Source organism: Rhodococcus sp. NPDC079359 (assembly GCF_040702585.1).
Lineage (GTDB): Bacteria > Actinomycetota > Actinomycetes > Mycobacteriales > Mycobacteriaceae > Rhodococcoides.
On sequence record NZ_JBFBLH010000005.1, the window covers coordinates 251,352 to 273,804 of the forward strand.

Sequence of the window (22,453 nt, forward strand, 5' to 3'; positions counted from 1 at the left end):
CGTCCGAGCGGTCACCACAGAACGTGTGCCGTCCACATCGCGAGTGCCGCTATCGCCACCGCCGCGGCCAGCCAACGAAACACTGTGAAACGCAACGCCGTCAGCAGCGCGACCGTCGAGAACGCCGCGAGTGCTGCGCCTCCGACGCCGTCGGGGACGACGATGCCCGCGCCCGGCACCGACGCGGCCCTCTCCGCCACCGTGATCAACCACCACAGCGGTGCGGACGCCAGCTGCGCGACCAGTTCCGCCAGCGAGCCGCTGACGGCAGCGATCACTGCTGTGACGATCCCCACCACCGTGATCGGAGCGACGACAGGTGCAACCAACACATTCGCCGCCACCCCCACCACGCTGAACGTTCCGGCCATGGCCGCAACCACCGGTGCCGTCACCGCGTGCGCCGCCGCGGCCACGGCCACCACCTCCGCTGCCGCTCTGGGCCAGCCGCGCGCTCTAAGCCAGTCGACCCAGATCGGCGCGACGAGCACGAGCCCTGCGGTGGCGAACACCGACAGCACGAATCCGACATCCACCGCCAACCTCGGCCACCACGCGAGCAAACCCAACACCGCTCCGCACAGCGCCGGTACCGCCTGCCGCCGTCTGCCGGTGACGAGGGCGAGCAGGCCGATCGACCCCATGATTGCGGCACGCAACACACTCGGCGACGGCCTGGCCACGATCACGAACGCAACGAGCACGACGAACGCCACCGCAACCGTCGCGCGGGGCCCGATTCCGATACCCCGCAACACCAACAGAACCGCGCCGATCACGATGGAAAAATTTGCTCCGGACACAGCCGTCAAATGCGTCAGGCCTGCCGCCCGGAAGTTCTCGGCCACCGTCTCGTCCAGCCGCGAGACGTCTCCGACCACGAGCCCGGGTAACAGACCTGCACGATCCGGTGGCATCGAATTCTGCGCTACCGCTGCCAGATTCGACCGGAACGTGCCGGCGGTAGCGGAGATCGCCCCGGGCTCGGTCACGGTGACGGGCGGACCCGAAGCGCGGATGACGGCCACACTCATGTCGGGTCTGATCGGCGCACCGAGCCTGCCCCGCACGGTGACCTCCTGGCCCGGCAGCAGTACCGACCAACTCGACTCCGGAGCAACGATCGACACCCGACCACCGACGTGCAGTGCCTTGCCGCTCACATCGACGCGCGTCATCTCGGCCTTCACCATCACCGTCGACGGTCCGGCGGACGACAACCGGCGTGGGTCCTCCTCCAACAGCACCGACGCGGTGATCCACGCTCGGTTCTCCGCGGCCGCTGCGACGGGATGTTCGGCCAACGAACTCATCTGAAGCCAGATCGCTCCCCCGAAGCACAGCGCCAGCCCGATCACCGCGGCCGCACCGGACCGACTCAAACCAGGCAAGGCGCGCCGAGTCGACAACCGGTGCAGGGATACTGCGATGAGCAGCACCACCGCAACCGCAGACGCGGTAGCAGCGAGAGCAGCACCCGGGCCTCCGAGAATTCCGATCGCGGTGATCGACCAGCACACCGCAGCGGCCGGGACCAGTCGCACATCGAAGGGCTGACGATCCTCGGTCTGCGCTGCATCGGTCGACGCGGCCTCGGTGTTCATCCGACGTGCACCAGGTCTCGGATCTTCGCCAGTCGGCCGGGCCCGATCCCGTCCACCTCGGACAGCTGATCCACGGTTGCGAAGCGGCCGTTGGTCTCTCGCCAACCGACGATCGAGGTCGCGGTGACCGGCCCGACCCCGGGCAACGCGTCCAGTTCTGCGACGGTCGCGGCGTTGAGGTCCACAGTCCCATCGGGTGTGGACCCTCCGACACCGACCGGTGCGCCGCTACTACCGTCTGCCGGTGTGCCGATCCCGGATGTCGTACTGCTGACCGGTGGAGGGGCATCCGGCGGCACTGCTCCGACGACGATCTGATCACCGTCGGCGACTCGCGCGGCCATGTTGAGTGCCAGCAGGTCGGCACCCTCCACTGCGCCGCCTGCCGAGGCAAGCGCGTCGGCGACTCGCGAACCCGGTTGCAGCCGAACCAATCCGGGGCTCGTCACGAGCCCGACGACGCTCACCACGAGTTCGGCGTCGGCACTCGGCTCTGGATCGACAACGTCGTCGGCATCCGCCGTGTCGTCGGCATCAGCCGTGCCGGTCGCGACCACAGCGAGCGGTGGCGCAGGTGCCGGGGTCGGTGCGTCTCGAAGCACCGCGAATCCCGCCACGAGCACGACGAACACCCCGGCCGCCGCCATCGCCACTGCCCCCGGTTTCCCGGGGTCGACGCGGGCGGATCGCCATCGCGACGGCAGCAAGGCCGACCACGGGGTGCCTGATCGTTCCGCTTGCGGCAGCAGCCAATCCGGGTCGGTGGATCCGGCGTCAGCTCGCGAGTCCTCGGGGAAGACGCGATCGCGGTCGGAATCGTGTTGTCTGCGCACGGAGTTCAATCGCGCCACCGTGTGTGCCCGATCGTCGTTGCCGCCCATGCTCGAGGACGCTAGTGCCCGCGATCGGTTCACTCCCCGGTGATTACAGGTCGCCGATTGCCCTGTGTACAACCCGGAGGCTGTGGATGAACCGAGGGCTGGGCCCGGTTATCGGCGTCCCGGAGCCACGACGACACCGACCGCGCCGGGGCCGACGTGAGCGCCGAGAACGGCACCGAAGGGGTAGACGTCGATGCTGGTCGAGTGCGGAATTCGGGAGGTCAGCATCGCGGCTACGTCCTCGGCTCGCTCCGGGCACTGCATGTGGTGCACCGCGAGCGCAACCCCCGATTCGTCACCGACCTCGGTCGCGGCAGCGACGGCGGCGTCGACCAGCTTGTTCAAAGCCTTGGACGAGGTGCGCGCCTTCTCCTTCAACACGAGTTTGCCGTCGCTGATGTGCAGTACCGGCTTCATGGCCAGCGCAGTGCCGAGCAACGCCGCGGCGGCACCGATTCTGCCTCCACGTCGCAGGTGGTCCAGTCGATCGACGACGATGAAGCATCGCGAGGTCGTCGACGCGGCGACGGCGTCGCGGTACACCTCGTCCAGTTCTGCTCCCCCGGCGGCCGTCGCGGCCGCAGCGAGCACCGCGAAGCCCAGTCCCATGCCGGCCGAGGCGGAATCGACGACTCGGACGGCCGAGCCCACGTGATCTGCGGCCTGGCGTGCTGCCTCCCACGTGCTCGACAGTCCCCGGGAAATGTGCAGGGCCACCACACCGGCACCTCGACTGCGTTCGAGAGCCGCGGCATAGACCTCGGTCAGCTCGCCCGGGGAAGCCCCCGCTGTGGTCACGGGCTTGCCCGAGGTGGTCTGCTCGGGAATGTCGTCGACGCCTTCGCGATGGTCGATTCCGTCGACCAGCACGTGCAGTGGCACCAACGCGATGCCGCGTTCGGCGGCGAGTGTGGCCGGCAGACAGGACGAGGAGTCGGTGACGACGGCGACGGTCATGGCGATCGGGTCACCGATCCGGCGGCGACGGGTCGCAGCACCTCCAGCATCGCCTCGGCGACCGCGACATGAGCGTCCCATCCCCAGTGGATGCCGTCGGGGTTCGCGTTCTCGGACTCGATGTTCGGTCGGACGGCGTCGGCGAGGTCGACCATGGGGACGTTCTTGTCCGCGCTCCATGAGCGCAGTGCGCGTACGGCGGGTTCGCGACCCGAGTGCACCTTGCCGTAGGCATCGCAGCGGTGCACCGACGGATAGGTACCGATGACCGGAAGTTCGGGGCGCACGTACGCCAGTGCCGCGCGGGTCTGTTCCAGATACTCGACGCTGAGCCGCGGCGGAAGCGCCACGGGCCAACCGAGATGCGACAGAACAGGTTGCACCGCTTGGTATCCCGCGCGAACCACGCGCCGCAGGGCAGGGGGACGGACGTATCTGATCTGTTCCCGGAGCGCAGTCGGCAACGGCGAGGGAAGTGAATCCATGCCGCCGATTCCGAGTACGACGGCACCGGCACGGGGAATGGCTGCCCACACCCGCGGATCCTGGGTCAGAGCCCACCACGCGTCCCGACTCGTCCAGCCGATGCGCGCAACCAACTCGACCGTCCAACCGAGTTCCGCTGCAACGAGATTGGGCCAGAGCCGCGGATCGTCGACGGGCAGTCCGCCCTCGGGTCCGTAGTAGCTCAGCGAGTCCGCGAGCACGAGCAGCGCGGGCTGCGCCGCCGTGTCAGAGGACGTCACTGGCCACTCGCGCCGAGGCGTTCCACACGTCCAGTCGCCAGGACGGGTTCTCCCCGGGCCCGTGCGCACCGAGTTGCACCCAGCTGGTGTTCGCGAGGCCACCGAGCACCGCCCAGCGATCGGTCGGCAGATCGAGCAGCGCGGCGGTCAGTGCCGCGATCAGACCTCCGTGCGCGACGAGGACGAGCGGTCTCTCGTTGCCGTCGGCACCCCACTCGGGCACGCCTGCTGTGAGTTCACGAACCAGCGGCACGCTGCGTCGCGCGACGTCGATGCGGCTCTCCCCACCGGGCGGGGCGATGGTGGCGTCGGCGCGCCAGGCCGGTCGTGCACCGGGGGCGATGTCGTCGACCTCGGTGTGGGTGAGTCCCTGCCACTGACCGAGGTGGGTTTCGCGCAGACGCTCGTCCACCGAGACCGCCACCCCGGCTGCATCTCCGAGCGCGTTCGCGGTGTCGAGAGCTCGCCGCAGATCCGAGGAGACGATCTTGATCGGCTCACGCGTCGCGAGCTCGGCGGCGGCCGTCTTCGCCTGGCTGCGGCCGAGTTCGGACAGATCGGTGTCGAGCTGACCCTGCATGCGGTCGGTGGCGTTGTATTCCGTCTGACCGTGCCGAAGCAGGATGAGCCGTCTGATCATTGCTCCGATTCCGGAGCCGGATGCTGTCCGAGACCGGGAACCTCGATGGTCGGGCAGTCCTTCCACAACCGCTCGAGCGCGTAGAAGTTGCGCTCTTCGTTGTGCTGGACGTGCACGACGATGTCGGAGTAGTCCAGCAGTGCCCAACGGCCTTCCCTGGTGCCCTCGCGACGAACCGGCTTGTGTCCGGCCTCACGCAGCTGATCCTCGATGTTCTCCACAATCGCGTTGACCTGACGCTCGTTCGGTGCCGAGGCGATGACGAAGCAATCGGTGATGTAGAGCTGATCGGAGACGTCGAGAATCACCACGTCGCCGGCCAGTTTGTCGTCGGCTGCGAGCGCGGCGATACGCGCCATCTCGGCGGCTTCGGCTGTTGCAGTCACTTCGGTGTACTCCCACTCGTATGGCTCGGGTTCGCGGTCATTGCGCTGGTGACCGACCCTGCCGGTTGCTTCTTCTGGGGCGCTGGTTCCGACATGGTGACGGATCCGTCGAGACGCTGAGCGCCTCGTGGTCTGTAGAGATTCCTCTTCGAGATGTATTGCACGACGCCGTCCGGTACCAGGTACCAGACCGGCCGATTCTCACCGGCTCGGAGTCGACAGTCCGTCGACGATATCGCGAGTGCAGGGATTTCCATCAATGTGAGAGTGTCCGCGGGCAACGACCGAAGGTGGTTGGCGAGATGTTCGACGCCGAGCTCGAACCCGGGACGCGAGACACCGACGAACTTGGCGAGCTCGAACAACTCCTCCCAGTTCTGCCACGTGAGGATCGACTCGAGCGCATCCGCCCCGGTGATGAAGTACAGCTCGGCGTTGGGATGCTGGGTCCGCAGATCGCGCAGGGTGTCGACGGTGTAGGTCGACTTCTCCCGGTCGACGTCCACCCGACTGACCGAGAAACGCGGATTGGACGCGGTCGCGATGACCGTCATCAGGTAGCGATCCTCTGCCGGGCTGACCGTCTTGCCTTCCTTCTGCCACGGGTTTCCGGTGGGGACGAAGATGACCTCGTCCAGGCGGAACTTGTTCGCCACTTCGCTGGCCGCGACGAGGTGCCCGTGGTGAATCGGGTCGAAGGTGCCGCCCATCACGCCCAAACGGCGGACGGACTGCCTACCGGTGTCGTCGCCGGGGTCGGATTCGCGCTGCACAACCGCCGATTCTACGGCCGGCGTGCCGCCGGCCGTCACACGCCTCACACCGGCAGCAAACGCGAGACCACGGTGGCGAGCTGCTGAGCCGATCGGCACTCGTGCATCGCGATCACGTCGGAGTACACCTTGGCAGCCGAATCGCCGGAACCCCACTGCGATTTCGGTTCGGGATTGAGCCAGTACGCATGTTTGGCCACCGACACGATGTGCGCCAACGCCGGCAGCTTCGGCTCGCGGTAGTTGGTGCGGGCGTCCCCGAGAATCAGCACCGAGCTGCGACTGGTGACCGCGTGCGCGTACTTCTCGTCGAACGTCGTCAGTGCATGGCCGTAGTCCGAGTGGCCGTCGTACGTCACCAGATCGGACTCGCGAACGATGCGACTCATCGCCGCTCCGAGGTCGGCACCGGAATCGAAGAATCGCGTCACCTCGTCGGTGGAGTCGATGAACGCGAAGATGCGCACGCGCGAGAACTGCTCTCGCAGTGCATGCACCAACAGCAGAGTGAAATTACTGAATCCTGCCACCGAGCCCGAGACATCGCACAGTACAACCAATTCGGGGCGCGCTCGCCGCGGCTTGCGCTCGACCAGGTCGATCGGAATACCGCCGGTGGACATCGACTTGCGCAGCGTACGCCGCAGATCGATCGAGCCGTGTCTGCTTCGGCTGCGCCGCACCGCAAGTCGCGATGCCAACAACCGGGCGAGAGGGGTGACGTTGCGTCGCAGCGCCGCCATCTCCGTGTCCGAGGCCCGCAGGAAATCGACTTCCTCCGCGAGCTTGGGTACCCCGTAGCTCGCCACTCGCTCACGGCCAAGCTTTTCTGCCGACCGACGCCTCGTCTCGCTCTCGATCATCTTGCGCAGATCTGCGATGCGTTGCGCTGCAGTGCGTTTGGCAACCTCGGACTCGTAGTCGTCGGTGGGGCGATCGGGTGCGTCGTCGCTGCGCCCGAGCAATCCGTCGAGAATCTTGCGCAGCAACGTTTCGGGCGCTACGTCGCGCAGCGCCTGATATGCCGAGAACGAGGGCCCGTTCGAGGACTTGTATTGTCCGAGTTCCTCGACCATCTGCGCCGCCAGCATCTGGGTCAACTCGGCGGCCTCGGCCGAATCGTCCGAGAGCAGATCGACCAACAGCTCGCGGAGAGCATCGATGTCGACGTCGCCGGCATCGGTGCGGGGCAGGGCGGTATCGATCTGCCCCGAGTCCCTGGTACCCGATGCCACCGGGAACCACAGGTCGAACAGGGCGTCGAACACTCCGCGGTGCGTCGGACGGCGCAGCAGTGCACAGGCCAGACCCTCGCGCACGGCCTCCCGATCGAGCAGATCGAGAACCGACAGGACGCGTCCGGCATCGACCGTCTCCGACGGCCCGACCGAAATTCCACGCCGACGCAGAGCGTCGACGAAACCGATGAGGTGACCGGGAATTCCGTGTGGGGCCTGCATGTCAGTTGAGCCGGAGTTCGGCTGCCGCACGAACCTGGTCCGACTGATGCTTGAGCACCACACCGAGTGTGGAGCGAACCGCATCGTCGTCGAGGGTGTCCATACCGAGCGCCAACAGAGTGCGTCCCCAGTCGATGGTCTCGGCCACCGAGGGCAACTTCTTGAGCTGCATCGCGCGCAGTACCCGCACGGTCTTGATCATCTGTTCGGCGATCGCCTCGGGTAGGTCGGGAACCCTGCTGGCCAGAATCCGACGCTCGAGGTCGGCGTCCGGAAAGTCCAGGTGCAGGAACAGGCACCGACGCTTGAGGGCCTCGGACAGTTCACGGGTGGCGTTCGAGGTGAGCACCACGAACGGCGTCCTCTCGGCCACGATCGTGCCGAGTTCGGGAATGGTGATCGCGAAGTCGCTCAGTACCTCGAGCAGCAGTCCTTCGATCTCGACGTCGGCCTTGTCGGTCTCGTCGATGAGCAGAACCGTGGGATCGGTCCGGCGAATGGCCTGCAGAAGCGGGCGCGCAAGCAGGAACTCCTCGGAGAACACGTCCAGCTTGGTCGAGTCCCAGTCGGCAGCGGTACCGGACTGGATGCGCAGAATCTGCTTGGCGTGGTTCCACTCGTACAGCGCGCGAGCCTCGTCGACACCCTCGTAGCACTGCAGCCGCACCAGTTCGGCCCCGGTCGTCTGCGCGACCGCACGGGCCAGCTCGGTCTTGCCGACTCCCGCCGGACCTTCGATCAGCAGCGGTTTGCCGAGGCGATCGGCGAGAAACACCGAGGTGGCAGTGGCCTTGTCGGCCAGATAGCCCGTCTCGGCCAGGCGCCTCTGGACGTCGTCCACGCTGGCGAACAGCGGGGGTGTCGTCGGTAGGGCACGATCCATGTCACAGCTCCTGATGATCGGGTCTGGCCGGTAGTTCGAGGGTTGTCAGTCTCGGACGTGTCCGTCGCCCCACACGGTCCACTTGGTCGAGGTCAATTCGGGCAATCCCATGGGTCCACGCGCGTGCAGCTTCTGCGTCGAGATACCGATCTCGGCCCCGAAGCCGAACTGCTCGCCGTCGGTGAACGCCGTGGAGGCGTTGACCATCACCGCCGCCGCGTCGACCCGCTGGGTGAACTCGCGCGCGGCACCGATATCGGCAGCGACGATCGCCTCGGTGTGGCCGGTGCCGTATCGGTCGATGTGCTCGATCGCCTCGTCGATACCGCCTACCACCTTCAGCGCAATGTCGAGCGAGAGGTACTCCTGCGACCAGTCCTCGTCGTGCGCAGGCACGAGCCCGGGCAGATCCCCGTGCACCGTGACGCTGTGCATCTGGAAGGCCTGGAGCAAGCGCGGAACCATGGTCTCGGCGATCGCGGCATCGATCAATACTGTCTCGGCGGCGTTGCAGACACTGACTCGCCGGGTCTTGGCGTTGAGCACGATCTTCTCGGCCGTCTCAGGATCGGCAGAGGCATGGATGTACACGTGGCAGTTTCCGACGCCGGTCTCGATGGTCGGAACCGTGGCATCGCGCACGACCGCAGCGATCAGACCGGCTCCACCACGCGGAATCACCACGTCGACCAAACCGCGAGCCTGAATGAGGTGCGTGACCGTGGCACGATCGGCACTTCCCAGAAGTTGCACCGCTGCCTCGGGCAGACTATGACCGCGCAACGCTCCCTGCAGTGCCTCGACCAACGCCGCATTGGACTGCGCCGCCGACGACGAACCGCGGAGCAGCACCGCGTTGCCGGATTTGAACGCGAGGCCGAACGCGTCGACGGTGACGTTGGGCCGGGCCTCGTAGACCATCCCCACCACACCGAGGGGAACTCTCAGCTGACGAATCTCCAGCCCGTTGGGCAGCGTCGAACCGCGGATGACCTCGCCGATCGGATCGGGCAACCCGGCCACCTGACGCAGTCCCGCCGCGATGCCGTCGATGCGCGACGCGGTCAGCCGCAGCCGGTCGAGCAGACCCTCGTCGGTACCGGCCGCCCGCGCGTTCTCGATGTCGACTGCGTTCGCGGCGAGTACCAACTCCGAGGCTGCGACGACGGCATCTGCCGCGGCGTGCAGCACCGCGTCCTTCTCTGCAGTCGTCAGCAGCGCGAGCGCCCGCGATGCGGAGCGCGCTCGGCGTGCTGCGGCGTGAACGTTCTCTCGCTCGTCGGCAGTGCTGGTCACCGGTTCGGCCGAGACGGAAGCTGTCATGAACTACACACTAATAGGGGCCGGGAATGAAGCTGCATCGCCGCGTCGTTGCAGCACAGCGTGAAGATCGTCGACCGACCGTCGGCGCTGCCCGAAGACCGGAGGAACCCCTTGTGAGTGTGCTGTTCGAGCCTCTGACCCTACGCAACGTCACCTTCCCGAACCGGGTGTGGATGGCACCGATGTGCCAGTACTCGGCCGACGAGGCGGGTGACAACGTCGGTGTCGCGGGCGACTGGCACCGCACCCACCTGGTGAGCCGGGCGATCGGCGGTGCCGGTCTGATCATCACCGAAGCCGCCGCCGTGAGCCCCGAGGGGCGCATCAGCCCGTCGGACCTGGGCATCTGGAACGACACCCAGGCCGATGCATTGGCAAAAATCGTCACCGAGATCTCTTCCTTCGGAACCGTCCCGGGCATTCAGCTGGCACACGCGGGGCGCAAGGCGTCGACCGCTGCGCCATGGGTGGGTGGCAAGTCCCTGCCCGCCGAGGACCCCCGAAGTTGGGAAACCGTCGGCCCCAGCGAGGTTGCGTTCGGTGACTACGCGAGCCCGCGGGAGGCGACGACCGAGGACATCGCGAAGATCGTCGACGACTTCCGGACCGCCGCCCAGCGTGCGTTGAGAGCAGGATTCCAGGTGGCCGAAGTGCACGGCGCGCACGGATACCTGCTGCACCAGTTCCTCTCTCCTGCCAGCAACACCCGTACCGACTCGTACGGCGGAGATTTCGCGGGCCGCACGCGTCTGCTGATCGAGGTCGTCGACGCCGTGCGTGAGGTGTGGCCGGAAGAGCTGCCGCTGTTCGTTCGCCTGTCGGCGACGGACTGGCTCGACGAGCCCGAGAACAGTGAGCATTCAGCCGAATTGGAAGCCCCGAGCTGGACGTCGGATCAGACTGTCGCGTTGTCGCAGATACTCACCGAGCACGGGGTGGATCTGGTCGACACCTCCACCGGAGGCAACGTGCACGCCAAGATCCCGGTCGGTCCCGGTTACCAGGTTCCGTTCGCCCGGCGAATCCAGAACGAGACCACGATGCCGGCCGCTGCGGTCGGCATGATCACCGAACCCAAGCAGGCCGAGGACATCGTCTCGCTGGGCGAGGCAACGGCTGTACTGCTGGCACGCGAACTGCTGCGTGATCCGTACTGGCCGCGGCGCGCAGCTCGCGAACTCGGCGTCGAGATGCTCCCGGCCGTGGCACCGCAGTACGAGCGGGCCTACTGAGGGCTCACACCACGAACCCGAGCTTCTTGTCCACCACGTTGCGCAGCGGTTCGCCTCGAAAATGCCGAAGTGCGTTGTCCACGAACAACTCTGCGAGCCGCTGCTTCCACCCCGAGGCATCACCGCTCATGTGCGGGGTGACGATGACGTTCTCGGCCGTCCACAACGGGTGGTCGGCCGAGAGCGGCTCGGTGTCGAACACATCGAGTGCGGCCCCCGCGATGTGCCCGGTGGCAAGGTGTGCCAGCAGTGCATCGGTATCGAGCAACTCCCCACGGCCGACGTTGATCACCCGGGATCCGGGCGTCATCGCGGCCAACACCGCGTCGTCGACAAGTCCCCTCGTCTGTTCGGTGAGTGGCGCGACGAGCACCAGATAGTCGGCTCGGGCTGCCACGGAACCCAAATCGTCGCTGGCGTACACGGTTCCGAAATCGCGATCACCCTCTCGCTGTGTTCGCCCCACGCCCGAGACCGACATCCCCACTGCAGTGAGCAGGGTGGCAATGGCCCGACCGATCGCTCCTGTTCCCACGATCATCGCGTGGGCACCGTCGATTCGTTCGGTCTCGCGATGCTGCCAGACCTTCGATTGCTGCAGTGCGCGAGAACGTTCGGAGTCCTTGGCGAACGCGAGGATCTGCGCCAGCACGAACTCCGCGATCGGCCGATCGAATACGCCCCGCGAATTGGTCACGATCACATCGGAATCGACCAACTCGTCGAACATCAACGAGTCGACGCCTGCCGCGGCGATGTGTATCCATTTCAGCGAGCCGCAGCGGGGCCACGCGGATCGGACTGCGGGAGAGAAGAAGTCCCACAGCAGCAGCGCGTCGGCCCCGTCGACCGCATCACCGAGGGTGTCGGCGGTGGCGTACCGGACGTCGGCGACCTCCTCGACGGAGTCGAGACCGTCGGGAAGGTCGCCGGCGTGCAGAACGACGAGAACAGGTGCCACTACTTCTTCTTGTATCCGACGAGTTCGACGCCGGACGCGGCCACCTCGTCGTCGTTGTCGCCGGGGCACTGGGTTCCGCGCAACGAGCGGCCGGCGGTTTCCGGCATCAGCAGAATCGGCACGAAGGCGATGGCAGCCGCGATCATCATGTACCAACCCGGGACCAGGTTCGATCCGGTTCGGTCGATCAAGAACGTCAGGATCAGCGGAGCCGTACCGCCGAAGAGCGCCGTCGAAACGTTGTACCCGATGGCGAACGCTCCGTAACGCACCTGAGTCGGGAACAGTGCTGGCAGGGTCGACGACACACAGGAGCACATGATCACCAGCAACACTCCGAGACCGAGCAGGCCGACGCTCTGGCCGATCAGTCCGGTGTTGATGATCAGCAGGAAGAGCGGAACGCTGAACACGAAGTACCCGATGCAGGCCGCCAGCAGCAACGGCTTTCGGCCCACTCGGTCGGACAGCGCACCTATGGGGTTGATGATCGCCATCATGATGATCATGATCGCCACGAGGGTGAAGTTGGACTGAGTCGTACTGTGCCCCAACGTGTCGCTGAGATACGAGGGCAAGAACGTCAGCACCGTGTAGTAGGCGATGTTGAGCAGCAGCACGAATCCCATCAGGATCAGGATCCGCTGCCAGTACGTCATCGTGGTCTTGAGCGAGGCCATGGCCCCACCTGAGCCTTCCTCGACCGTACCGCCGTCTTCCTTGGCCTCGGCGAACACGGGAGAATCCTCGAGCCGGGTACGCAACCACAGTGCGACGATGCCGAGCGGCAGAGTCACCAGGAACGGGATTCGCCAGCCCCACGCCTCCATCGTTTCGTCGCCGAGCGCGACGTTGAGCAGGGTGCACAGGGTGGCACCGCCCACGGTTCCTGCGAGGGTGCCGAATTCGAGGAACGATCCGAAGAATCCGCGGCGCTTGTCCGGCGCGTATTCCGCCATGAACACAGCTGCGCCGCCGTATTCACCACCGGTGGAGAAGCCCTGCACCAATCGGCAGACGAGCAGCAGCAGCGGTGCGGCGATGCCGATGGTGTCGAACGTCGGCAGCACGCCGATGGTCGCCGTGGCCAACGTCATCATCGAGACGGTCAGAACCAAGACCTTCTGGCGGCCGATGCGGTCTCCGAGTGGGCCGAGCACGATGCCGCCGATGGGGCGAATGATGAACGACGCGGCCAGCACGGCGAACGTGGAGAGCAGACTCGCTCCCCCGTCCTCGGACGGGAAGAAGTTGGCGGCGATGTACACGGCCAGATAGCCGTACACCGCGTAGTCGAACCACTCGACGGCGTTACCGAGCGCGGATCCGCCGATGGCGCGATGCAGAACCTTGGTCTCGTCCGGGCTCAGAGTGTCGGTGCTCGGGGGATATCCGGTCGGCGATGCTGCCGACCCTGATTTTTCGGTCACGGTCGAAATACCTCTCGCTTTTGTGGTCAAAGTGGAGCGTCGGTGTGGTACTTCGCAGCGTTCGACATTACGACGATGCGGAACATACGGTTCGGCCCACCCCCTCGTGCAACGCTAAAGCGCTGGTAGCGCAGCAATTCTGGTGGCGATCAACGCGTACGCCCTTGCGCTGTCGGTCAATTGCTGCACGGCGATGGACTCGTCCGGCCGATGTGCTTGGCTTTCGATCTCCCCCGGACCGAGCACGACGGTCTTGATACCCATCTGTTGTGCCACGAAACCACCATCGCACGATGCGGTCCAGATGTCAGTCGAACGTCCAGATCCGGTGTCGAGGACCGATTGCACTGCGGTGGTGACCAATCCGTCGTTCACGCTGGTCAGAAAACCCGGCATCTCCATCGCGATTCCGATGCGAACGTCGATGTCGCCGCCGGTCAGGCCGGCCGATTCGATGCGCGATCGCAGGTCGCCGACGACACCGGCAGCGCTCTCTCCCGGTACCAGACGGCGGTCGACGGTGAGCACGCAGCGATCGGCGACCATCGATGTGCCGGTGCCTCCCGTTATCGTCCCCACGTTCCACGTGGCCGGACCCAGATCGGTGTCGGGGTTGGCATCCAGCTCGGCCTGGGAGCCCTCGATGATCCCGATGATGCGCGCTGCCGCGGAAATTGCGTTGGCCCCGTTGCGCGGCTGCCCCGCATGCGCGGAACGGCCACGCACCTCTATCTCCAGGTTCGCCGCCCCTCGACATCCGACGATGGTGACCAGGTCCGTCGGCTCTGCCACCACGCAGCAGCTGTAGTTCCGGTGCGGAAGCGCGGCGACGAATGCTCGGATACCGAGACCGGTGTCCTCCTCGTCGACCAGACACGCCAAGGTCATCGGATACTCGTCCGCGAGACCGGCACGGTGCACTGCCGTCATCGCCGCGACCACTGCGGCCAGGCCGCCTTTCATGTCGCAGGCCCCGCGGCCGAAGATTCGGCCGTCTCGAACGACTGCGGAGAACGGATCGGTGGTCCAGCCCGTACCCGCGGGAACCACGTCCGAGTGGCCGACGAACAGGACTCCCGGCCGCTCGTCGGGTCCGATGGACACGATGACGTTGGGTCGCCCCGGAGCCACCTCGACGGTCCGAACGTCGAATCCCAGTGCGCGACAGTGCTCGCCGAGCACCTTCGCAGTCTTTTCCTCGGTGTCGCCGGGGTTCTCGCCGCCGGCGTCGATCAATGCCGCAGTCAGAGAGACGATCTCGTGCTCGTCGATCGAACGGAGAAGAGCGCCTTCGGAAGTCGAAACGGTCATCGGGTGGGATCGGAGGCGAGCAGGTGCTTCGACTTGTCCACCGCTGCCGCCAGCCGTCTGATTCCCTCGTCGATGCGTTCGGGCGTCGACGAGGCGAAGCACAGCCGCAACGAATCGTGGAACTTCCCACCCACCGACAACGCCGGCCCGGGTATGTAAGCCACACCCTCTGCCAGTGCCGTCTCGAACAGGTCCTGCGTCGAGAAGTCGACGTCGTTGCCGCGCAACGTCGCCCAGAGAAAGAACCCTCCCTCGGGGTCCGTCGTGGACATCGACTCGCCGAAGTACTTGTCGATGCTGTTCTGCATCGCGACCTTGCGGGGCAGGTACACCGAGGCCAACGATCGAAGATGCTCGTCGAGCAGGCCGCGCCGGATGTACTCGGCCACCATCCGCTGACCGGGCAGGTTGGTGCACGTGTCCATGGCCTGCTTGGCGTTGACGATCAACTGCCGTGCCTCCGGGGCCGCGTCCACCCACCCCACGCGCAGGCCTGGGGCGATCATCTTGGAGAAGGTCCGCACCGAGAAGATCAATGGGTCGTTGGGACTGAGCGTGCCGAAACTGGGAATCGGATCACCCGAGAAGCGGAGCAGGCCGTACGGATCGTCGTCGAGAATCACCGATCCCCACCGGTGCGCCAGCTCGATCAGCAGCTGTCGGCGCTCGAGCGACAGGGTGACGCCGGACGGGTTCTGGAAGTTGGGGATCACGTAGATCATCTTCGGCACTCGACCAGCACGCTCGACGAGCTCCGGCAATGCCTCGACGATGAGGCCGTCACTGTCCATCGGGGCCTCGAGGATGTCGCCTCCGTAGCTGAGCACGGTGGCGGTTCCGTTGGTGTACGTGGGACTTTCGACGATCACCAGGTCGCCCGGATCGACGAACAGTTTGCACGCGATGTCGAGCCCCTGCATTCCGCCCGAGGTGATCACTACTCGCTCCTCGGACGTGGGTTCGCCGACCGAATCGAGGTACGAGAGCAACGCGTCGAGCAAGCCGGGATCGCCCTCGGTGGCACCGTAGTCGAACGCGTCGGCAGTCAGTACGCTGCCGGCGATCTCGGTGAACGCAGCGGCCGGAACGGTCTCGGCTGCAGGAGATCCCATGGCAAATCTGACGATGTCGTGCTTCTGTGCAGCGAGGAGCGATGTCGAGGAATCGATCACCGATCCCACCAGTTTGTCGGTCCGCAGGGCCCAGGGAATGGCAGGAGTGGAGCCTGCGGAACGACCAGGTACGGCAGGAGTGGAGCCTGCGGAACGACCGGTTGGGGCAGGAGTGGAGCCTGCGGAACGACCCTTCGTGGCAGGAGTGGAGCCTGCGGAACGACCCTTCGTTGATGCGGTCATGCTCACTCCTTCGTCAGTAGTTCTCGGGGGAATGCGGTGAAGGTTTCGAGGCCGGTCTCGGTGACGCGAACGGCCTCGGATACCTCGTATCCGTAGTCGTCCATCCACATTCCGCCGATGATGTGGAAGGTCATGTTCTCGGCGAGCACCGTGTCGTCGTCGGTTCGTAGGCTCACGGTGCGCTCACCCCAGTCGGGTGCGTAGGCGATGCCGATCGAGTAGCCGATGCGCGACGGTTTGTGCAGTCCGTGCTTGGCCAGGCTCGTGTTCCATACCTGGGCCAGTTCGGTCGCGGTGACGCCTGCCTGCACGGTCGCGAGCACGTCGTTCAATGCTTCTCCGGTGGACTTGGCGAGGTAATCCATACGCGGACTCGGCTTTCCGAGCACGATCGTGCGGGCCATCGGGATGTGGTAGCGCCGAAACACTCCGGCCAGTTCGACGACGGTGGTCTCGCCGCGCACGAAGGGTTGGTGCGACCAGGTCAGATGTGGGGTGTCGGCTCCGGCTCCGGTGGGCAGCATCGGGACGATGGCCGGATGGTCGCCGCCGAACTCCTCGGTGCCGCGTACCTGTGCGTTCATGATGGCTGCGGCCGCGTCGCACTGCCGTTCACCGACCGAGATCGATTGGTACGCAGCCGACATCGCCGATTCGCAGACTTTCGCGGCTCCGCGCATCAGGGCGATCTCCGCGGGCGATTTGACCACGCGCACCCAGTTGATGAGCTCGTAGGAGTCGGTGAAGCGATATTCGGGCAGCGACTTCACCAGTGCCTCGAAAGCCTTGGGACTGAAGTAGTACGAGTCCATCTCCAGCCCCACCTGGCCGTGCTCGAAGTTGTTCACCAACCCCAGTTCGCGCAGTTTCGCGGCAACCCAGACGAACGGGTGCGTGTCCTTGCGCTGCACGAACGTTTCGGGATAGCCGAACGTCCGATCCTGCGGCAGCCACGACGTGCGGAACGCGCCGTTGGCGTCCATCTCGCGGGCGAAGAAGTACATCTCTCCCTCGAGGGGCACGTACAGCATCTGCGGGGTGTAGAACGAGAGCGCGTTGTATCCGAGCAGGTAGTAGAGGTTCGCGGGATCGGTGACGATGAGCGCGGTGAGGTTCTGCGCTGCCATCCGCTCGCGGACGGCAGCGAGCCGGAAGGCGTACTCCTCGTCGGTGAACGTGATCGGCGTGCTGTTCGGAACATCGGGGTACCGAGCGAGGCCGGGAGCGGCCCGTCCTGTGGTCTCGTCGGGTCCGAGTGCGGTGACGTAGGCGGCGTCGGGTGAGTCGTTCACGGGCACCCCCTTCAATGAGGTCGGTTTAGTAGATTGTTGACAATCAGGCTAGGCGCTGGCGTGAGAGGTTCGCAAGACTTCGGATGTAAATGCTGTGTTGCCGGACCGGCGACTATCCAGGAGTGGCCAGTGCCGAGTGTTCGGCCTGCTCTTCGACCATGGCACGGGTCAGGTCGTGGATGGCGGTGTCCATGTGCTCGTGCACGCCCTTTTCCAGTGCGTCCCAATCCGATCCGAGCAACAGGTCGACGATCAGCTGGTGTTCCTCCACTAACGCCTCGGGCCGGTAGTACGCGGTTTCGAGGTTGGCCATGCAGATACGTGCCTCCGCAGCGAGCGTGGCGTACATGCGCGACATTCGGCTGTTGCGCGTCGCCGCGACCAGTGCGGTGTGAAACGCCAGATCCCGTTCGGCAAGACCTCGCCAATCCGCCCGATCGATGAACGGCTGCATCTGCATCACGATGGCCGAGAGCTCGTCGGCAGCCGACACCAGGCGCGCACGATCCCCGTGCACCAGAGTCCACGCGGCGCCGACCTCGATGGCCGCCCGGGATTCGTAGATCTCGGTGACATCCTCACTGCTCAGCTCGACGACGAACACGCCGCGATTTCGGTAGCTGACGAGCAGCCCCTCCTGATTGAGGCGCTGCAGCGCCTCCCGCACCGGTCCCCGCGAGATCTCGAGTTCCGCGGCGACGTTGGCCTCGTTGATCTGCTCCCCGGGGGCGTAGGACCCGTCGATGATGCGGTCGCGAATCTGGTCGGCAATGACCATCGACGTGTTGCGTGCGTCGATGGGCGTCAATCGTCTCGAACTGGGCATGATCGAAAACCTCTCTCAGCCTCGGGGAATGGCGAAGTATTTGTACTCCAGAAACTCGTCTATTCCGACTTTTCCGCCCTCACGGCCGAGTCCGGACTGTTTGACGCCACCGAACGGCGCAGCCGGATTGGACACCAGACCCGTGTTGAGGCCGACCATTCCCACCTCGAGGCGCTCCCCCATCCGCAGAGCCCGGTCGATGTCCTGGGTGAAGACATATCCGACGAGTCCCCATTCGGTGTCGTTCGCGAGGGCGATCACCTCGTCCTCGGTGTCGAACGGGACGATTGCGGCCACCGGTCCGAAGATTTCCTGGGACATCAGATCCGACGCCGCATCGACGTCGGTGAGGACCGTCGGCGGGTAGAAGTAGCCGGGTCCGTCCGGAGCCACTCCCCCGACGATCGCACGTGCGCCACGCCGAAGTGCGTCGTCGACGAGTGTCTGCACCTTGGCGCGGCCCGCCTCGTCGATCAGCGGACCAACCTCGGTTCCGTGCGCACTACCGGCCCCCACCGACAGCGCACCCATGCGCTCGGCGAGCTTGTCCGCGAACTGCGTTGTGACACTTCGGTGTACGAAGAACCGGTTGGCGGCGGTGCACGCCTCACCCATGTTGCGCATCTTGGCGACCATGGCACCGTCCACGGCGCGGGCGAGGTCGGCGTCGTCCATGACGATGAAGGGTGCGTTGCCGCCGAGCTCCATCGAGGTGCGCATCACCGTCGACGCAGCTTGCTCGAGCAGGATCTTGCCCACCGCCGTCGATCCGGTGAAGCTGATCTTGCGGGCCGCACCGCTGCTCATCCACGAGCCGACCACGCCCGACGCGTCGGTGGTGGTCACGACGTTGACCACTCCCGCCGGAACACCCGCGTCGTGCAGAATTTCCGCCAGGGCCAGTGCGGTCAGCGGCGTCTGCTCGGCCGGCTTGAACACCACGGTGCATCCCGCGGCCAACGCCGGTCCGATCTTGCGAGTTCCCATTGCCAACGGGAAGTTCCACGGAGTGACGAGAATGCACGGACCCACCGGTGCCCGGGTGACCACGATGCGGTTCTTGCCGTCTCCGGTGAGGGTGTGATCGCCCGAGATGCGCACCGCTTCCTCGGAGAACCAGCGAAAGAACTCGGCACCGTACGCCACCTCACCACGAGCGTCGGCCAGTGGCTTTCCCATTTCCGCGGTGATGATCTCAGCGAGCTCCTCTTGCCGCGCCATGATCAATTCGTATGCTCTGCGCAGGATTTCGCTGCGTGCCCGCGGCGCAGTCGCGGCCCAGTCGGCGGCGGCGTCGACCGCTGCGGCCATGGCGTTCTCGGCGTCGACGATGCCGCCGTCGGCGACCCTGGCGATGACCTCGCCGCTGGCGGGATCGACGACATCGAATCGGGCATCGGATGCCGCGGCAGTCCACGCGCCCCCGACGAACAGTTCGGTCGGAGCGGTGATCGTGGGACGCGTGAGGCTGGTCGAACTGGCGGTCATGGCCGCGGTCCTTTCGTCGAACGTGGATCGAGTACTTGCGCCAGGTGTACGGACGCATCGCTGGTCAGGTCACCGGTGAGTTGACGCACCTGCATGTGGCAGGAGAATCCGTCGGTCAGAATCGGGGTGTCGGGCTCGGCGGCGCGAACCGCCGGGGCGAGGGCCTGCTCGGCCACGGCCATGCTGAGCTCGTAATGCCGAGACTCGAAGCCGAAGTTCCCTGCCACGCCGCAGCATCCGGTGGCCTCGCGCACCGCCTCGATACCGACGGCGGCCAACGCCGTGCGCTGGGTGGCGTTGCCGAACACCGCGTATTCGTGGCAATGGGTCTGCACCGTCACCGATTCGGGAACCTCGGCCGAGGGCACCCACCCGGCGGCGGCTTGGTCGATCACCGCGCCGGCGAAACTCTGCACCCGCGCCGCGACCCGTCTCGCGGCCGCGGTGGGAACCAGCTCCGGCATGTCCTTGCGGAACGCCGCAGCGCAGCTCGGTTCGGTGACGACGATGGGTCGGTCGGTGCCGTCGTCCAGTGCAGCAACGGCTTTCGTGAGGTGCTTGCGGGCGGCCTTCAGCTGGCCCGTCGAAATCCAGGTCAGGCCACAGCACACGTCGGTCCGGCATTCGGTGCTGCGGCCGGAATCCTCGAGCACGCGCTGCGCCGCGCCCGCGACCTCGGGCCGAAAACCCTGGGTGAACGTGTCGACGACCAACACCACGTCGGCGGCGCGGCCTCCGCCGATCCGTATTTCGTCAGCAAGTTCCTTCGCCGACGCGAAGCGCGGCAACGGCCGCTCGGTGGTCAGCCCACCGAGTCGAGCCGCCAGCGCGGCGATGCGCGGGGTGAGCAGACGGTTGAGCAGCGGTGCCGTTCGCTGTGTCACCTTCAGCCAGCGAGGCAACCAGCCCAGCGAATAGTGCGAAAGCGGCCGCAGTCGCCCCGCATAGTGATGATCGAGGAACTCGGACTTGTACGTCGCCATGTCCACGCCGACCGGACAATCCGACGAACAGGCCTTGCAGGACAGGCACAGGTCGAGCGATTCGGCTACGTCCTTCGATGCCCATCCGTCGGCAACGGTCGGCGAACTGCGCACCATCTCCTGCAGCACTCGGGCCCGGCCGCGCGTCGAGTCCTTCTCGTCGCCGGTCGCCCGGAAACTGGGGCACATGACGCCTCCCGACGTCGTACGACACTTGCCGACGCCGACACACGACTGAGTGGCGTGCACGAACGGATCCAGATCTGCCCGCGTTCCGATCTGGTGCAGATCGAAGGTCGTCTTCCATTCCCGCTGCGGGATGCCCTGCAGCATGAGGTTGTCCATCATCGGTTCCGGATCGGTGATCGAACCCGGGTTCAGAATCCCGCGGGGATCCCAGATGCGCTTGAACCGCGCGAAGGCGTCGAGCATGCGCGGTGAGTACATCACCGGGAGCAATTCCGACCGGGCCCTGCCGTCACCGTGCTCGCCCGACAGGCTGCCCCCGTGCTTGACCACCACCCGCGCGGCGGCGCGCAGGAAGTCGTACATCACCCGTCGCCCGGCGTCGGTGCGCTGATCGAACGTGATGCGTACGTGCATGCAGCCGGCACCGAAGTGTCCGTACATCACGCCGGTCAGATCGTGTTCGGCCAGAAGCGAGTTCAGGTCGGCGAGGTAGGCGGACAGGTTCTCGGGTGCGACGGCGGCGTCCTCCCAGCCACCCCAGGACTCGACTCCGCTGGCGAGTCGAGTCGCCAGACCTGCGCCGTCCTCACGTACTCGCCACAGCGCTGTTCGATCGGCCGGGTCGGTGACGATGCGACCTTCCTTGACGCGGCCGAGACGACCGAGCGCCTCGAGCAGACGGGCCGCTTTGTCCTCGACCTCGGCCGCATCGGCCCCGTCGAGGTCGACGTAGAGCCACGCGTTTCCCGCAGGCAGACCGCGGATGGAATCCGGTCCGCGCCGGTACTCCATCGTCTGGGCGATGTTGTCGTCGATACCCTCCACAGCGGCAGGCGAGAACTCGAGAATGGCCGTCACGTCGGCGGCAGCAGCCACCACGTTCTCGTATCCGAGGCAGAGCAACAACGCCGCCGGAGGCACGGGAACGACGGCGACGGTGACCGAAACGATCACCGCGCACGTGCCCTCGCTCCCGACGAGTGCACGAGCAACGTCGAATCCGTTCTCGGGCAGTAGATGCGAGAGGTGAAATCCGGACACCTGTCGCGGTATGCGGCCCAACTCGACTCTGAAGAGCGCGAGGTTGTCGGCCGCGAGCGACTGCAACTCGCGCGAGATACTTTCGGCTGCATCGGTTGCCGCCGCATCCTCCGAATGCACTGCCTCCACACCGCTACGGGTCACCCGAAGTAGGTGCCCGTCGGCGGTGACCACGTCCATGGCCACCGTGTGGTCGGCTGTTCGTCCGTAGCGCACCGAGTGATTGCCGCACGCGTCGTTGCCGACTGCCCCGCCCACCGTCGCGCGTGTCTTGCTGGACGGGTCGGGTGCGTAGGTGAACGCCCCCGAGGTGCGCGCCACCAGTTCACGCTGCAACTCCGAGATCACGATTCCCGGCTCCACCACCGCGGTCCGCGCGTCGGTGTCCACCGAGATCACGCGATTCATGTGGCGGGAGAAGTCGATCACGATTCCGCGGCCGATCGCGTTGCCTGCCATGGACGTTCCACCGCCGCGGCCGATCACTGCGACTCCCGCGGCCCCGCACAGCACCAACACGGAGGCAACCTCGTCGGCGCTACGGGGGAAGACCACAGCCGCAGGCGGAATTCGGTAGTTCGAGGCGTCGTAGGAGTACTCGGCGAGCCGTCGAGACGAATCGTCGATCTCGATACCCATCTCCAGCACTCGCTGCACGAGTGCCGGCACCGGGGACCGCACCGGAGCAGACG

General features: G+C 66.0%; 19 protein-coding genes. 1 reads left to right on the plus strand and 18 read right to left on the minus strand.

Annotated elements, in window-relative coordinates:
- Positions 1–11: 11 nt before the first annotated feature.
- The 10 genes from AB0362_RS14710 to AB0362_RS14755 form a co-directional block, all read right to left on the minus strand.
- Positions 12–1,604: a ComEC/Rec2 family competence protein gene (locus AB0362_RS14710; protein ID WP_317808897.1), complete on the minus strand. Its 1,593-nt coding sequence runs from the start codon at positions 1,602–1,604 to the stop codon at positions 12–14.
- Positions 1,601–2,485 carry a helix-hairpin-helix domain-containing protein gene (locus AB0362_RS14715; RefSeq protein ID WP_317808895.1) on the minus strand — a complete coding sequence of 295 codons (885 nt, stop codon included), beginning with the start codon at positions 2,483–2,485 and terminating at the stop codon, positions 1,601–1,603. Before AB0362_RS14715 ends, AB0362_RS14710 begins: the two co-directional genes overlap by 4 nt.
- A gap of 108 nt (positions 2,486–2,593) precedes the next feature.
- Positions 2,594–3,442, minus strand: coding sequence for a DegV family protein (locus AB0362_RS14720; RefSeq protein WP_317808893.1), 849 nt, complete (start codon positions 3,440–3,442; stop codon positions 2,594–2,596).
- Positions 3,439–4,188 carry a diglucosylglycerate octanoyltransferase gene (gene octT, locus AB0362_RS14725; protein WP_317808891.1) on the minus strand — a complete coding sequence of 250 codons (750 nt, stop codon included), beginning with the start codon at positions 4,186–4,188 and terminating at the stop codon, positions 3,439–3,441. Before octT ends, AB0362_RS14720 begins: the two co-directional genes overlap by 4 nt.
- Positions 4,175–4,828: a histidine phosphatase family protein gene (locus AB0362_RS14730; protein ID WP_317808890.1), complete on the minus strand. Its 654-nt coding sequence runs from the start codon at positions 4,826–4,828 to the stop codon at positions 4,175–4,177. The genes octT and AB0362_RS14730 overlap by 14 nt, the downstream gene beginning before the upstream one ends.
- On the minus strand, positions 4,825–5,214 hold the full coding sequence (gene rsfS / locus AB0362_RS14735) for a ribosome silencing factor (RefSeq protein ID WP_032394567.1): 390 nt from the start codon (positions 5,212–5,214) through the stop codon (positions 4,825–4,827). The genes AB0362_RS14730 and rsfS overlap by 4 nt, the downstream gene beginning before the upstream one ends.
- Positions 5,211–5,933: a nicotinate-nucleotide adenylyltransferase gene (gene nadD, locus AB0362_RS14740; RefSeq protein ID WP_262498407.1), complete on the minus strand. Its 723-nt coding sequence runs from the start codon at positions 5,931–5,933 to the stop codon at positions 5,211–5,213. Before nadD ends, rsfS begins: the two co-directional genes overlap by 4 nt.
- A gap of 98 nt (positions 5,934–6,031) precedes the next feature.
- Positions 6,032–7,447, minus strand: coding sequence for a VWA domain-containing protein (locus AB0362_RS14745; RefSeq protein WP_366235738.1), 1,416 nt, complete (start codon positions 7,445–7,447; stop codon positions 6,032–6,034).
- 1 nt (position 7,448) lies between these two features.
- Complete coding sequence (locus AB0362_RS14750; RefSeq protein WP_366235739.1) at positions 7,449–8,330, minus strand: MoxR family ATPase; 882 nt, start codon at positions 8,328–8,330, stop codon at positions 7,449–7,451.
- A gap of 45 nt (positions 8,331–8,375) precedes the next feature.
- Positions 8,376–9,653, minus strand: a complete 1,278-nt coding sequence (locus tag AB0362_RS14755) for a glutamate-5-semialdehyde dehydrogenase (RefSeq protein WP_366235740.1) — start codon at positions 9,651–9,653, stop codon at positions 8,376–8,378.
- Between the two features lie 113 nt (positions 9,654–9,766).
- Between AB0362_RS14755 and AB0362_RS14760 the strand changes: the two genes are divergently transcribed.
- Positions 9,767–10,885 carry an NADH:flavin oxidoreductase/NADH oxidase gene (locus tag AB0362_RS14760; RefSeq protein ID WP_317548658.1) on the plus strand — a complete coding sequence of 373 codons (1,119 nt, stop codon included), beginning with the start codon at positions 9,767–9,769 and terminating at the stop codon, positions 10,883–10,885.
- A 4-nt stretch (positions 10,886–10,889) separates the two neighbouring features.
- Here AB0362_RS14760 and AB0362_RS14765 read toward each other — a convergent pair whose 3' ends face one another.
- The 8 genes from AB0362_RS14765 to AB0362_RS14800 form a co-directional block, all read right to left on the minus strand.
- Positions 10,890–11,825: a D-2-hydroxyacid dehydrogenase gene (locus AB0362_RS14765; RefSeq protein ID WP_366235825.1), complete on the minus strand. Its 936-nt coding sequence runs from the start codon at positions 11,823–11,825 to the stop codon at positions 10,890–10,892.
- A gap of 20 nt (positions 11,826–11,845) precedes the next feature.
- A complete protein-coding gene (locus tag AB0362_RS14770; protein ID WP_366235741.1) occupies positions 11,846–13,276 on the minus strand; it encodes an MFS transporter in 1,431 nt (476 codons plus the stop codon).
- A gap of 114 nt (positions 13,277–13,390) precedes the next feature.
- The gene (locus AB0362_RS14775) at positions 13,391–14,587 is read right to left on the minus strand and encodes a M20 family metallopeptidase (RefSeq protein ID WP_366235742.1); all 1,197 of its coding nucleotides are present in this window, start codon (positions 14,585–14,587) and stop codon (positions 13,391–13,393) included.
- Positions 14,584–15,948 (minus strand): PLP-dependent aminotransferase family protein, encoded by a 1,365-nt coding sequence (locus tag AB0362_RS14780; RefSeq protein WP_366235743.1) that lies wholly within the window; start codon positions 15,946–15,948, stop codon positions 14,584–14,586. The genes AB0362_RS14775 and AB0362_RS14780 overlap by 4 nt, the downstream gene beginning before the upstream one ends.
- Positions 15,945–17,123 carry a Xaa-Pro peptidase family protein gene (locus tag AB0362_RS14785; RefSeq protein WP_366235826.1) on the minus strand — a complete coding sequence of 393 codons (1,179 nt, stop codon included), beginning with the start codon at positions 17,121–17,123 and terminating at the stop codon, positions 15,945–15,947. The genes AB0362_RS14780 and AB0362_RS14785 overlap by 4 nt, the downstream gene beginning before the upstream one ends.
- 223 nt (positions 17,124–17,346) lie before the next feature.
- The gene (locus AB0362_RS14790; RefSeq protein ID WP_230596661.1) at positions 17,347–18,060 is read right to left on the minus strand and encodes a GntR family transcriptional regulator; all 714 of its coding nucleotides are present in this window, start codon (positions 18,058–18,060) and stop codon (positions 17,347–17,349) included.
- A gap of 15 nt (positions 18,061–18,075) precedes the next feature.
- Positions 18,076–19,548 carry an NAD-dependent succinate-semialdehyde dehydrogenase gene (locus AB0362_RS14795; protein ID WP_317808887.1) on the minus strand — a complete coding sequence of 491 codons (1,473 nt, stop codon included), beginning with the start codon at positions 19,546–19,548 and terminating at the stop codon, positions 18,076–18,078.
- Complete coding sequence (locus AB0362_RS14800; protein WP_366235828.1) at positions 19,545–22,400, minus strand: FAD-binding and (Fe-S)-binding domain-containing protein; 2,856 nt, start codon at positions 22,398–22,400, stop codon at positions 19,545–19,547. Before AB0362_RS14800 ends, AB0362_RS14795 begins: the two co-directional genes overlap by 4 nt.
- Between the last annotated feature and the right edge of the window lie 53 nt (positions 22,401–22,453).

Bases quoted from the DNA above. Each gene is read 5' to 3' on its own strand.
- AB0362_RS14710 (WP_317808897.1), bottom strand. From the start codon at position 1,604: ATGAACACCGAGGCCGCGTCGACCGATGCAGCGCAGACCGAGGATCGT.
- AB0362_RS14715 (WP_317808895.1), bottom strand. From the start codon at position 2,485: ATGGGCGGCAACGACGATCGGGCACACACGGTGGCGCGATTGAACTCC.
- AB0362_RS14720 (WP_317808893.1), bottom strand. From the start codon at position 3,442: ATGACCGTCGCCGTCGTCACCGACTCCTCGTCCTGTCTGCCGGCCACA.
- AB0362_RS14730 (WP_317808890.1), bottom strand. From the start codon at position 4,828: ATGATCAGACGGCTCATCCTGCTTCGGCACGGTCAGACGGAATACAAC.
- AB0362_RS14745 (WP_366235738.1), bottom strand. From the start codon at position 7,447: ATGCAGGCCCCACACGGAATTCCCGGTCACCTCATCGGTTTCGTCGAC.
- AB0362_RS14750 (WP_366235739.1), bottom strand. From the start codon at position 8,330: ATGGATCGTGCCCTACCGACGACACCCCCGCTGTTCGCCAGCGTGGAC.
- AB0362_RS14755 (WP_366235740.1), bottom strand. From the start codon at position 9,653: ATGACAGCTTCCGTCTCGGCCGAACCGGTGACCAGCACTGCCGACGAG.
- AB0362_RS14775 (WP_366235742.1), bottom strand. From the start codon at position 14,587: ATGACCGTTTCGACTTCCGAAGGCGCTCTTCTCCGTTCGATCGACGAG.
- AB0362_RS14790 (WP_230596661.1), bottom strand. From the start codon at position 18,060: ATGCCCAGTTCGAGACGATTGACGCCCATCGACGCACGCAACACGTCG.
- AB0362_RS14795 (WP_317808887.1), bottom strand. From the start codon at position 19,548: ATGACCGCCAGTTCGACCAGCCTCACGCGTCCCACGATCACCGCTCCG.
- AB0362_RS14800 (WP_366235828.1), bottom strand. From the start codon at position 22,400: ATGGGTATCGAGATCGACGATTCGTCTCGACGGCTCGCCGAGTACTCC.